Annotated in this window: 7 protein-coding genes; 4 read left to right on the forward strand and 3 right to left on the reverse strand. The window is 68.9% G+C overall.

Annotated features, from left to right (window positions below; genetic code table 11):
* The first annotated feature begins 17 nt into the window (after nt 1-17).
* The 4 genes from FNH04_RS15360 to FNH04_RS15375 all read left to right on the forward strand — a co-directional run bounded on the left by FNH04_RS15360 (nt 18) and on the right by FNH04_RS15375 (nt 8,879).
* Complete coding sequence (locus FNH04_RS15360; RefSeq protein WP_152784500.1) at nt 18-1,595, forward strand: hypothetical protein; 1,578 nt, start codon at nt 18-20, stop codon at nt 1,593-1,595.
* A gap of 259 nt (nt 1,596-1,854) precedes the next feature.
* Nucleotides 1,855-3,069 (forward strand): CDP-alcohol phosphatidyltransferase family protein, encoded by a 1,215-nt coding sequence (locus tag FNH04_RS15365; protein ID WP_152784502.1) that lies wholly within the window; start codon nt 1,855-1,857, stop codon nt 3,067-3,069.
* Nucleotides 3,066-7,547, forward strand: coding sequence for a glycosyltransferase (locus FNH04_RS15370; protein ID WP_152784504.1), 4,482 nt, complete (start codon nt 3,066-3,068; stop codon nt 7,545-7,547). The genes FNH04_RS15365 and FNH04_RS15370 overlap by 4 nt, the downstream gene beginning before the upstream one ends.
* A 75-nt stretch (nt 7,548-7,622) precedes the next feature.
* Complete coding sequence (locus FNH04_RS15375) at nt 7,623-8,879, forward strand: phospholipase D-like domain-containing protein (protein WP_152784506.1); 1,257 nt, start codon at nt 7,623-7,625, stop codon at nt 8,877-8,879.
* 54 nt (nt 8,880-8,933) lie between these two features.
* On the opposite strand, the gene FNH04_RS15380 is transcribed toward FNH04_RS15375, so the two are convergent.
* The 3 genes from FNH04_RS15380 to FNH04_RS15390 all read right to left on the reverse strand — a co-directional run.
* Nucleotides 8,934-11,063 carry a 3-hydroxyacyl-CoA dehydrogenase NAD-binding domain-containing protein gene (locus FNH04_RS15380; protein ID WP_322723104.1) on the reverse strand — a complete coding sequence of 710 codons (2,130 nt, stop codon included), beginning with the start codon at nt 11,061-11,063 and terminating at the stop codon, nt 8,934-8,936.
* The gene (locus tag FNH04_RS15385) at nt 11,060-12,274 is read right to left on the reverse strand and encodes a thiolase family protein (protein WP_322723105.1); all 1,215 of its coding nucleotides are present in this window, start codon (nt 12,272-12,274) and stop codon (nt 11,060-11,062) included. The genes FNH04_RS15380 and FNH04_RS15385 overlap by 4 nt, the downstream gene beginning before the upstream one ends.
* 281 nt (nt 12,275-12,555) lie before the next feature.
* A partial coding sequence (locus FNH04_RS15390) for a substrate-binding domain-containing protein (RefSeq protein WP_194236689.1) occupies nt 12,556-12,883 on the reverse strand: 328 nt, incomplete at its 5' end.

Below are 12,883 nucleotides of genomic sequence, written 5' to 3' on the forward strand. Positions count from 1 at the left end.
GAAGAGATGTGTGAGGCATGGCGCGCAAGGCTGACCGAAGGGCCGGCGGCTCCGTCGTGGATCCGCCGGAGAACAGTCCGCACGTGGTGGCCGTGGTCGTTCCCGAACCCGCGGACGCGGTACCGCTCGTCTCGTTGGAGGCACCCGGCACCGAGATCGCCGTCGTCTGTCTGCGGGCGGGCGGCAAGGAGGGCCGGGCCGCCCTCGACCGTGCTCTCGCCCAGGCGGCCGAGCGCGGCTGCCGGGTTCTCGGCGGTCCCGCCGTACTGCGTGCGGAGAGCGGGGACCCGGTCACGGCGCTGCTCGACGAGCTCCGGGGGATCAACCCCGAGCGGCTGCACACCCTGGACCCCGACCCCGCTCACGTCTCGTTCGACGAGGCGAGCGGAACACCGGGGTACGACGAGCCGGCCGGGCGGGCCGAGGCGGCGGCGGACGCGCTCGCCGCGGCGCGTGCGCTCCAGTTGGAGACCGGGGAGCCCGTCTACGTCGACTGCTACCGGGCGAAGGCGGACGTACGGCTCGGAGCCGCGTCCTGCCTGCGCCATCCCGCGCCCGTGAACTGGCTGGTGGCAGGCTTCGACGGTCGGCTGACCGCCTTCCTGCCGACGGCCGCCGGCGTCGTCCGCTGGTTCCAGGACGTTCCCGGGAGCGGAGCCTGGCGTGGTCCCGAGCTGATCGAGGGCCCCGGTCTGCTGCCGGGACTCACCGTCGTGCGTGACCCGCACGGCTTCCCCCACCTGTTCGGGCTGCGCAGGACCCCGCGCGGCGACGGAGGCGTCGACGTCGAGGTCGTCCACGCGGCGCAGTACCGCACCGGGCGCCCGCTGACGCCGTGGAACTCACTCGGCGGTCCGAACGCCGGAGACTGGCGCAAGGGGCGCGAAGCAGGGTTCCCGGCAGCCGCGTTCGACGCCGCCGGCAACCTCTTCGTCTTCGTACGGAACTTCGGGCACAGCATCAGCTACCGCTGCCAGTCGGTGGACGGGACCTGGAGTCCCTGGCAGCACCTGGGGGGCACGCGGGTCGCCGACGACCTCGTCGCGGTGACCGCTCCGCACGGAGGTGTCGAGGTCTGTGCCCGGGCCCGGGACACGGCCGCCGTGGTGCGCTGGTACCAGGACCGGGGCGGTGCCTGGACGGAGGACCGTACGCCGCCGTTCGCCGTTCGGCCCGGCACCATGGCCCCGGCGCCCGAGCCGGGCAGCATCCACTTCCGCGACCTGCGGACCAACGCCCCCTCCGCCTGGCGGCCCGGTGCCCAGAATCCCTGCCCCCTCGGGGACGTCGGGGGCTCCGGCCCGCTGGCCACCGCCCGAGGGGTCGAGATGGACGGCTGGACGTACTCGCTGCTGGTCGGTTCGGGTCCCGGCGCGGCCTGTGCTCTCGGGGCCTATCACGAGGGGCGGCCCGGCGCGGGAGTGTGGTGGCAGGACCTCGGGGCACCGTCGTACGGAGTTCCCGCCGCCGCCGTGAGCCGTACCGGACAGCTGACCGTGGCGACGAGGGCGCCGGGGCGCCGTCTGCTGGTGGCGCACCGCGGTGAGCAGGGGAGCGGCCTGACCCTCGGCGACTGGCGGTCCGCAGGGGGCTGACACGGCCCCGGGGCAAAAGGTGCGAAGGGACTCGTAGCGGCGCGAAAACCCTTGGATCGAAAATGGTTGTACGTGATCTCTTGTGATTAAGGTCGCGATCGAGTCGTGAGTTGAGCATGTCGATACTTGGTGGTCTGTTGTTAAAGTTCTGGCCTCTCATGTGATGTCCGTGTGAAACGTCGGGTTGATCTGAGGTGCCCCCTGGGTCGCGACGAGGCCACCGCAGGGCGTTCTGTCTGTCCTGTGTGGCTGAGGAGTTATGACCAAGCTGTCCCTGCGGGCTGTCCAGAAGCTGACCTGCAAGAAGCGGGACGCGTGGTGGACGGTCTTCCTCGTCGACCCCGTCGCCACCCGGATGCTGATCGTCCTGGCGCGCTTCCGCTTCATCACCCCCAACCGGGTCACCTGGGCTGCCCTGTTCATCGGCCTCGCGTCAGCCGGCTTCTTCCTGAAGGGCGACACCCGGTCCCTGCTCATCGGGGCGCTGCTGTACCACCTGAGCTTCATCCTCGACTGCATCGACGGCAAGCTGGCCCGGCTCAAGGGCAACGGAACGGTCTTCGGCGGCTGGCTGGACTACGTCTTCGACCGGATCCGCGTGCTGTTCTGCGCCCTCGCCCTGATGGGCGGTCAGTTCCTGCGCACCGACGACGAGCTCTACCTGCTCGCCGCCCTGGTCGTGGTCTTCCTCGACATGCTCCGTTACGTCGACGCCCTGCAGATCTACAAGATGCGCATGTCGATGCGCACGAAGATCGAGAAGGTGACCAAGGAGCGGGAGGAGGCCGAGCGCGCCGCCCAGGACGCCGCGGAGGAGGCCGGGCGCGAAGGGGTCGTCTTCATGGAGGACCTGCTGCGCGACAACCCCGGTGCGGCGGCGGAGGCACTCCGCGAGGAGGCCGGCGCGGCCAACGTGGTGGACCTGCACGAGCAGTTCCGTGGTCAGTTCCCCTGGTACACGCGCGTCCGCCGGGCGATGCTGCACACACGCATCAGGCCCCATCTGATCAGCGGCATCGAGTTCCAGATGTTCGTCTTCATCGTGGGACCGCTGATCGGGCAGATCCTGTGGACCACCGTGGTCTCCGCGGCCCTCCTGATGCTGTTCGAGCTTGTGATCATGTACAAGTTCTGGCTCTCCACGCGGGACTTCACCCGCGTCATGGAGGAGCTGAGCCCGGCCCCGCCCACCGTCGGGACCATCGCGCCGCACCTGCACCGGGGCCGCCACCGCCGTGACGCGGACGCGCTGCTCGCCGATGAGCGGTACCGGGCCCCCGAGCCCGATGAGGACCCCGGCTTCCAGCCGTACCCGCAGCCGAACGCCACCCCCCACGCACATGGCTTTCCGCAGCAGACCGGATTTCCCCATGGTCCCCGGCAGCACGTCGACACCGTGCCGTTCCCCCGTCTCCGAACGGCACGGCCGACCGAGCGGCACGGGGCCCCTGGGGTGGGGGAGAACAACAGATGAGACACGTGCAGGACGGCGAGAACTACTGGGTGTCGGTGGTGATCCCCTCCTACAACGCGGCGACCACCATCGGCAAGGCGCTGCAGTCCGCCGTGAACCAGACCTACGAGCTGGTCGAGGTGATCGTCGTCGACGACGCGTCGACCGACGGCACCATCGAGGTGGTGGGCAACTTCGCCGGCAGCAACCCCCGGGTACGGGTGCTCCGCCGGAAGCACAACAGCGGAGGCGTCGGCGCCCCGCGCAACTGGGGCATCGCCCAGGCGTCCGGGCGCTGGGTGATGTTCCTGGACGCGGACGACGAACTGCCGCCCCGTGCCTGCGAGATGCTGGTCGCGAGTGCCCTGGAGAGCGGCAGCGACATCACCGCGGGCAAGGCGCTGCGCGTCAACCGGGACACAGGCGAATCGGAGCCGTGGGCCCCCGAGGTCTACGCGATGAGCCGCACCGTGGCGGGCCTGGAGGAGTTCCCGCTGCTCCTGTCCGACCCCATCGCCGCGGCGAAGCTCTACAGCGTCGAGTTCCTGCGCTCGGCGGGGGCCTGGTTCCCCGAAGGGGTCTTCTACGAGGACACCTACTTCTCCACGGTCGCGGGCTGCCAGGCCAAGAGCATCACGATCATCACCGATCCGGTCTACCGCTGGATGTGGGAGACGGACGGCGCGTCCATCACCGGCCGCACCGGCGAGCTGCGCAGCATCAGGGACCGTATAGCGGTGCATCGCGCCACGGACCAGTTCCTGCTCGACCGGGGTATGTGGTCCCTCAAGGTCCGTAAGGACTCCAAGTTCCTGGCCCACGACCTGCGCCTGTACATGAGGGCCCTCGCGGAGGGCGACGCCGTCTTCCAGCAGGGCTTCGCCGAGATCGTCAGTGCCTATCTGTTCTCCATCAGCGACGAGGCGTTCGAACTGTGCGGTCCCGTCGACCGCGTGCGCGCGTACTTCCTGATGTACCAGGAGACCGAGGCCGCCCTGACGACGCTGGACTACGCGCAGCGCAAGAGCGTCTTCTCCTCCCACCTGGTGGAGGAGGACGGCCGGGTCTACTGGTCGGCGGACCATCTGCACCTGCCGGACGCCCGCCGCATGCTGGACGTCACCGAACTGGGCCTCGCCGCGGCCCCGGTGTCCCAGGTGCCGCTCTTCGCCCAGCTCACCGGCTGGGAGGTCGACGGCACGACGCTGACGTACGACGGTGAGCTCGTCAACCGCTTCGGGCGGATCAGCACCGAGGACTCGGTCAGCCTGTCGCTCGCGGTGCGCAACCGCCACACCAAGCGCGACGTGATCGTGCCCGTCCCCGAGGTGTCGGTGAACGACCGCTTCGTGGCGTTCACGGGCAGCGCCGACCTGGCCCGGGTGCTCGGTGACGACCTCTCCGAGAGCACCGTGTGGAACGTGTCGGTCATCGTCGAGTGGAACCGCAGCCGCTCCCGCTCCGCCCTGAACGTGCGCGACATCGAGCTGGACGGCCTGACCTTCACCCGGGACGACGAGGAGTTCGAGGGATACCGCACGGTCAGCGGCAACCTCGCCTTCCGGTCCGCCGCATCGAGCTGGCGCACCTTCGAGTCGGAGCAGAACGACCCCGACGCCCCGTGGATGTGGTGGCGCGACCACATCCACCCGCCCGTCCGCTCCCTGACCCACCGCTTCGAGCTGGCCGTCGTCGTGCCCTGCTACAACGTTGCCAAGTACCTCGACGACTGCCTCGGCTCCATCGCCGCGCAGCGGGGCTTCGCCGCCACCCAGGTCATCCTCGTGGACGACGGCGCCACCGACGAGACGCCTCGGATGCTGGACCACTTCGCCCGTTACTACGCCAACGTCACCGTCGTCCACCAGCGCAACGGTGGCCTGGGCAACGCCCGCAACAACGGCCTCGCCCACGTCACCGCCCCGTATGTCACGTTCCTCGACTCCGACGACATCCTGGGCCCGGACGCGCTGTACCTGATGCTCCAGGCCGCCCGCCGGGACAACACCGAGGTCGTGATCGGCGACCTCGTGAACTTCCCCGACCGTCCCTACGGTCCCTGGAAGAAGTACTTCGGCGACGGCGACCGCGTCATCGACGACTTCGCGGAGGCTCCCGACCTGATCTTCACCGGGTCGGCGTGCAACAAGCTGTTCCGCACCGACCTGCTGCGCCGGCTCGGCCTGCGGTTCGGTGAGGGCGTCCACTTCGAAGACGCATGGGTGACGTTGCCCGCGATGCTGCGAGCCCACGGCATCAGCCTGGTCGACGCCCCCGTCTACTACTACCGGGGCCGCCCCGACGGTTCGTCCATCATGGACTCGCTGTGGAGCAAACCCGCGAACTACCGGGACCACCTGCGTCTGAACCACTTCCTCCTGCACTACGCCGCTGAGGAACGGGACGAGATCCGGCACATGTTCCACCGGTACGCGGTCCGCACGTACAAGGGCTTCCTGTGCAACGCCCGCAGTGTCATGAACCGCTCCCAGCTGGCCGAGATGTTCCCCGACATCCACCGGCACTACGCGCAGGTTCCCGACGACGTGATCCTCGAGTACGCCACCAACGCCGCCCAGCAGCTCGACCACTACGCGGCCAAGAGCGGGAACTTCGAGCTGTTCTGCGATCCGGCGCCCGCCCTGGAGGCCGCGCCGCTCGCCGTGGAGATCGACGACGTCGGCTTCTACCGGACGTTCCCGGGGGGATCCGTCGAGACCAGGGCCGCCCGCGTCGCGGACCCCAACGTGGTGGTCGAGTCCGTGCGCAGCCGGGACGACACCCTCGTGGTCGAGGGCTGCATGTCCTTCCCGGGCATGGACATCAGCGGACCGCTGCTCAACCGCCTGGAGTTCGTCTACCAGAACCAGGACAACAAGGTCTCCGTCCCGCTGCGCCAGGTCTACCGCCGTGATCTGTGGAACGCCCGGAACAAGCGTGACCTCTACGCGGGCTGGTACGCGGAGATCCCGGCGGACGTCCTCGCCGAGGGCGGCTTCAGACCGGGCGACTTCCGGCTGCGCGTCCACCGCCTCGACGGCGGCCGGGAACGCAACGTCGTGATGAAGGCGCGCCTGCCCCTGCACCGCCTCAAGGGCCATGGCCGGGTCGGCGCCCACCGCTACCTGCTGACCATCGGCGCGCGGGACGCCCTCCACCTGCGCCTGGTGAACCGGGGGGTCGGCGCACGGCTGAAGTTCACGCTGTGGCGCACGGCGCGCGAGCTGCGCATCCTCAAGCAGCGCAACCCGGGTTGGCGGATGCGCCTCATGTACTGGCTCACCTACCTCTTCCTGAACCGACGCCAGATCTGGCTCATAGGCGAGCGCTCCGACACGGCGCAGGACAACTCGTACCACTTCTTCACGTGGGTGCGGAGAAACCGCAAGCGCCGCAAGATCTACTACGTCATCGACGGGGACTCCGCCGACTACGCGAAGGTCGCCCGCTACGGACAGGTGCTCAAACTCGGTTCGTTCAAGCACCGCATGTACCTGCTGCACGCGACCAAGCTGATCGGCTCGTACGACTCGGAGTCCTACCTGCTGCCGGAGGGATACCGGAAGGTGCTGTTCCTGCACCGCTTCGGTGAGCTCCTCAAGTACCAGCGGGTCTTCCTGCAGCACGGCGTCACCTACAACGATGTCACCGTCGGTGCCGACCAGCGGATCACCACCTACGACATGATCGCCACCGCCGGCCGTCAGGAGCGCGAATTCATGGCGCTGGAGGCCGGCTACGGCGACCGGGCGGTCCTGGCGGGCTTCCCCCGCTACGACGCACTGCACCGCGAACAGACCGAGCGTCCGCGCATCCTGCTGATGCCGACCTGGCGGCAGTGGATCGTCACCGCCTCGTACAAGAAGGCGGCGGGGCCCGCCAAGACGGCGTTCACGCAGTCCGAGTACTTCCGCTTCTACCGCGAGCTGCTGGCCGACCGCAGACTGACCGCCGCCCTTGAGCACTTCGGCGTGGATCTCGAGTTCTTCCCGCACTACGAGATCCGACCGTACCTGCACCACTTCCGCACCGACTCGCCGGCCATCCACGTGGCCGACCCGACGACCCGCAACGTGCAGCAGGCCATGAAGGAGTGCTCCCTCATGGTGACCGACTACTCGTCGGTCTTCTTCGACGTGGCCTATATGGGCATCCCGCTCGTCTACGTCCCCTTCGACGAGGAGGACTTCTACGGACGGCACTACAAGCGCGGATACTTCAACCTCGCCGAGCACGGCTTCGGACCGGTGTGCCGAAGGGTCGAGGACGCGGTGGACGAGATCATCCAGGCCGTTCGCCGTGGCTTCACGGTGGAGAGCCCCTACCGGGAGCGTGTCGACCAGTTCTTCGGACACCGCGACGACGAGAACTGTCTGCGCGTGTACGAGGCGATCGAGGCCCTCGGCAAGGCCCCCGCGGCGGAGCTGGGACCGGCCCGGCCCGTCGGCGCGCTCGAGCCGCGCGACACAGCGACCACGAGGTGGGTCGGCGCGGCCTGAGGGCGTCCCCCGCACAGGCCACCCAGAGCGACATCGTGAGTCGGCGAACCTTGGGGAGAGAGAGTGGGACCAGGTATGAGGATCCGAGTGTGGTCGGCGGTCCTGGCCGCGGTGGTGGCGGCGGCCGTTCCGTCGACCGCGAGGGCCGAGGACCCACCGCCCGTGGAGACGGGCCCGGTCTTCAACGACCCGACCGGTGACACCACCGCCGAGAACGCGATCCTCACGAAGATCGGCAGGCTGGTCCAAGGGGCCACCGCCGGTTCGGAGATCAGGCTGTCGATGTACGTCTTCCGCTCGGTGTGGCTGGCCGGAGAGCTGGAGAAGGCCGCGAACCGGGGTGTCTCGGTGCAGGTCATCGTCGACTCGGAGAGCCGGCTCACGAACCAGCAGTCAAATCCCGCCCACGACGCCTTGACGGCAGCCCTCGGGACCGACATCTCGGCCGGCTCCTGGCTGCTCACCTGCGAGGAGAACCAGGCCTGCCTGGCCCAGGACCCGAACCCCGACGACGCGTACACCACCGTCAACCACAACAAGTTCTTCCTCTTCAGCGAGACCACGGGCAGCGCGACCGGTGGCACCCCTGTACGGAACGTGGTCGTGCAGTCATCGTCCAACCTCACCGCGTGGGACCTGCAGACCGCCTGGAACGACGCCATGATCGTCGCGGGCAACACCACGCTGTACGGGGCCTACTCCGATTACTTCGACGACCTGTTGGCCGCGGGGACCGGACAGATCCCGCAGGTCCTCGACCACCCCGTCGACACCCAGGCCGGTGCGGCCAAGCTGTACCTCTTCCCCCGCGCCACGACCGACCCGGTCGTCAACATCCTCAACACGGTGGACAACCCCGTCGGGGACAACGCCGTCTGCCACGGCAATTCCTCCGGTTACGGCACCAGCGACGGCCGTACCGTGATCCGGCTCGCCATGCACCAGATCACCCGCGTCGAAGTGGCGAAGAAACTCTGGGAGCTGGACAACGCGGGCTGCTACGTCGACATCGTGTACCGGTATCTGGACGAGATGTCGTCAGGCGCTGTGGTGGAGCAGCTCAAGAGGCCGACCGCGTACGGCGGCATCGTGCTCCACGAACTGGACGACGACACCGACGCCACGGCCACCCACAGCAAGTACCTGCTGGTCGAGGGAACCTACAACGGGGCGGCCAACCAGAAGATCGTCTTCACGGGCAGCCACCCGTACACCGTCCGAGGTCTCCAGGGCAACGACGAGGCGCTGCTGAAGTACGCGGACGCCACCGTCCACGATGCCTACCGCCTCAACTTCTGGCACCAGCGCGCCGAGGCGGACCTGGTCCCCTGACACACACGGCAGAGGGCCCCCGCCGAGGCGGGGGCCCTCACGCGCGCACGAACGTCACGCCGGAACCGAAGCGACCCCGGGCTCCAGGAACGCCTTGCCGTTCACCCGCTCGCTGACGCCCTCGCGGTCCAGGTACGGCGTGATGCCGCCCAGGTGGAAGGGCCAGCCGGCGCCCGTGATCAGGCACAGGTCGATGTCCTGGGCCTCGGCGACGACGCCCTCGTCGAGCATGAGCCCGATCTCCCGCGCCACCGCGTCGAGCACCCGGGCTCGCACCTGCTCCTCGGTCAGGACGGAGTCGCCCTGCTTCAGCAGCGCGGCGACCTCGGGGTCCAGCTCGGGCTTGCCGCTGTCGTACACGTAGAAGCCGCGCTTGCCCGCCTCGACGACCGCCTTGAGGTTCGGGGAGACCTTGAAGCGGTCCGGGAAGGCGCCGTTGAGCGTCTCGGACACGTGCAGACCGATCGCGGGACCGACCAGCTCCAGCAGGACCAGCGGGGACATCGGCAGACCCAGCGGCTCGACCGCCTTCTCGGCGACCTCGACCGGCGTGCCCTCGTCGATCACGTTCTGGATCTCGCCCATGAAGCGGGTGAGGATGCGGTTCACGACGAACGCCGGGGCGTCCTTCACCAGAACCGCCGTCTTCTTCAGCTTCTTGGCGACGGCGAACGCCGTGGCCAGCGAGGCGTCGTCCGTCTTCTCACCGCGGACGATCTCCAGCAGCGGAAGGACCGCGACCGGGTTGAAGAAGTGGAAGCCCACGACCCGCTCGGGGTGCTGGAGCTTCGACGCCATCTCCGACACCGACAGCGAGGAGGTGTTGGTGGCGAGGACCGCGTGCGCCGGGGCGACCGCCTCGACCTCGGCGAACACCTGCTGCTTGACACCGATCTCCTCGAACACGGCCTCGATGATGAAGTCCGCGTCCGCGAAGCCCTCCGCCTTGTCCAGGACACCGGTCACCAGCGCCTTGAGACGGTTGGCCTTGTCCTGGTTGACCCGGCCCTTGAGCAGCAGCTTGTCGATCTCGGCGTGGACGTAGCCCACACCCTTGTCGACGCGCTCCTGGTCGATGTCGGTCAGCACGACCGGCACCTCCAGGCGGCGCAGGAACAGCAGAGCCAGCTGCGAGGCCATCAGACCGGCACCGACGACACCGACCTTGGTGACCGGACGCGCCAGGTTCTTGTCCGGGGCGCCCGCCGGGCGCTTGCCGCGCTTCTGCACCAGGTTGAACGCGTAGATCCCCGCGCGCAGCTCACCGCCCATGATCAGGTCGGCGAGGGCGACGTCCTCGGCGTCGTACCCCTGCTGGAGGTCGCCGTTCTTGGCGGCGGCGATGATGTCCAGCGCGCGGTACGCGGCCGGGGCGGCCCCGTGCACCTTGCTGTCGGCGATGAAGCGGCCCTTGGCGACGGCCTGGTCCCAGCCCTCACCGCGGTCGATGACCGGGCGGTCGACGACGATCTCGCCCTTGAGGACGGACGCCGTCCAGATCAGCGACTGCTCCAGGAAGTCGGCGCCCTCGAAGACGGCGTCGGCGATGCCCAGGTCGTAGACCTGCTGCCCCTTGAGCTGCTTGTTCTGGTTGAGGGAGTTCTCGATGATCACCGAGACGGCCTTGTCCGCGCCGATCAGGTTCGGCAGCAGGGCGCACCCGCCCCAGCCCGGGACCAGACCCAGGAAGACCTCGGGGAGCGAGAAGGCCGGGATCGCCCGGGAGACGGTCCGGTACGAGCAGTGCAGACCGACCTCGACACCGCCGCCCATCGCGGCGCCGTTGTAGTACGCGAAGGTCGGCACGGCGAGCCCGGCGAGGCGCTTGAAGACCTCGTGGCCGCCCTTGCCGATGGCGAGCGCGTGCTCGTGCTCCTTCAGCAGCTCGACACCCTTGAGGTCGGCGCCGACGGCGAAGATGAACGGCTTGCCGGTGATACCGGCACCGACGATCTCGCCTGCCGCGGCCTCCTTCTCGACCTGGTCGATCGCGGTGTTCAGGTTCGCGAGCGAGGCCGGGCCGAAGGTGGTCGGCTTGGTGTGGTCCAGGCCGTTGTCCAGCGTGATCAGGGCGAAACGCCCCGCGCCGGCCGGCAGGTCCAGGTGGCGTACGTGCGCCTGGGTGACGACCTCGTCCGGGAACAGCTCGGCCGCACCCTTCAGCAGCTCAGCGGTGGTGCTCACTTGCCCTCCCAGTTCGGGTTCTCCCAGATGACCGTCGCGCCCATGCCGAAGCCGACGCACATGGTGGTCAGGCCGTAGCGGACCTGCGGCTGCTCCTCGAACTGGCGGGCCAGCTGCGTCATCAGCCGGACGCCGGAGGAGGCCAGCGGGTGACCGAAGGCGATCGCGCCGCCGTACTGGTTGACGCGCTCGTCGTCGTCCGCGATGCCGTAGTGGTCCAGGAAGGCCAGGACCTGCACGGCGAAGGCCTCGTTGATCTCGAACAGGTTGATGTCCTCGATCGACAGACCGGCCTTGGCGAGGGCCTTCTCGGTCGCCGGGATCGGGCCGTACCCCATGACCTCGGGCTCGACGCCCGCGAAGGCGTACGAGACGAGGCGCATCTTCACCGGCAGGTCGTTCTCGCGGGCGAAGTCCTCGGACGCGATGATCGAGGCGGTGGCGCCGTCGTTCAGACCCGCCGAGTTACCGGCGGTGACCCGCCCGTGCACACGGAACGGCGTCTTGAGGTTCGCCAGGTTCTCCAGGGTGGTGCCCGGACGCATCGGCTCGTCGGCGGTGACCAGACCCCAGCCGGTCTCGCCGACCTCGGGGTTCGTACGACGGGCCGAGATCGGCACCAGGTCGGCCTGGATCCTGCCGTTGGCGTACGCCTTGGCGGCCTTCTCCTGCGAGCGCACGGCGTACTCGTCGGCGCGCAGCTTCGTGAGGTGCGGGTAGCGGTCGTGCAGGTTCTCGGCGGTCATGCCCATGAACAGCGCCGACTCGTCGACCAGCTTCTCGCTGACGAACCGCGGGTTCGGGTCCACGGCCTCACCCATCGGGTGGCGGCCCATGTGCTCGACACCGCCCGCGATGACGGCGTCGTAGGCGCCGAAGGCGATGGAGCCGGCCGTGGTGGTGACGGCGGTCAGCGCGCCGGCGCACATGCGGTCGATGGAGTAGCCGGGGACCGACTGGGGGAGACCGGCGAGGATTCCGGCGGTGCGGCCGATGGTCAGGCCCTGGTCGCCGATCTGCGTGGTCGCGGCGATGGCGACCTCGTCGATCTTCTTCGGGTCGAGACCGGGGTTGCGGCGCAGCAGCTCCCGGATCGCCTTCACGACGAGGTCGTCGGCGCGGGTCTCGTGGTAGACGCCCTTCGGGCCCGCCTTGCCGAACGGGGTACGGACGCCGTCGACGAAGACGACGTCCCTGACGGTACGAGGCACGATGGCTCTCCTCCAGGGTGCGGGATAGCACTGCTGCGTCGCGCACGGCTGAGCGCGCGCTCAGGACCCATGCTACTTGTGGGTAACCATGCTGCCCAGTCCAGCGGCCGGGAGCGGCGAAGGTCACACGGAAATATTCATACGCCAGGGTGCCCGCACCCGCCTGAAGGGGCGCGGGGCCGCGTCGACAGCGGCTCGGCCGCGATGGGGTCCTGTTCGGGCGAGGCCGGGAACCTGGGGGAGCGACCAGCCACGACGAACCCGCACGCACGATACGGCGCTCACCGGGACGGCGGCGCCGTGGACCCCCGAGGCGTGAGCACAGGAGTAGGCACAGGATGCGATCCCGGCCCCTCACCCGTGATCACCCCGAACAACGTCCGAGCCACCTCCGCCCCGAACCCGTGCACGTCATGACTCATGGCGGACAGGGTCGGATGAGTCAGCCGGCACAACTGGGAGTCGTCCCAGGCCAGCAGCGAGACGTCACCGGGCACGCTCAAACCCATCTCCGCGGCCACCGAAAGCCCGGCCACCGCCATGATGTCGTTGTCGTACACGATGGCCGTCGGCCGGTCCCCGGAGGCGCTGAGCAGCGACCGCGTGGCC

The organism is Streptomyces phyllanthi, from assembly GCF_009377205.1.
GTDB classification, from domain to species: Bacteria; Actinomycetota; Actinomycetes; order Streptomycetales; family Streptomycetaceae; genus Streptomyces; species Streptomyces phyllanthi.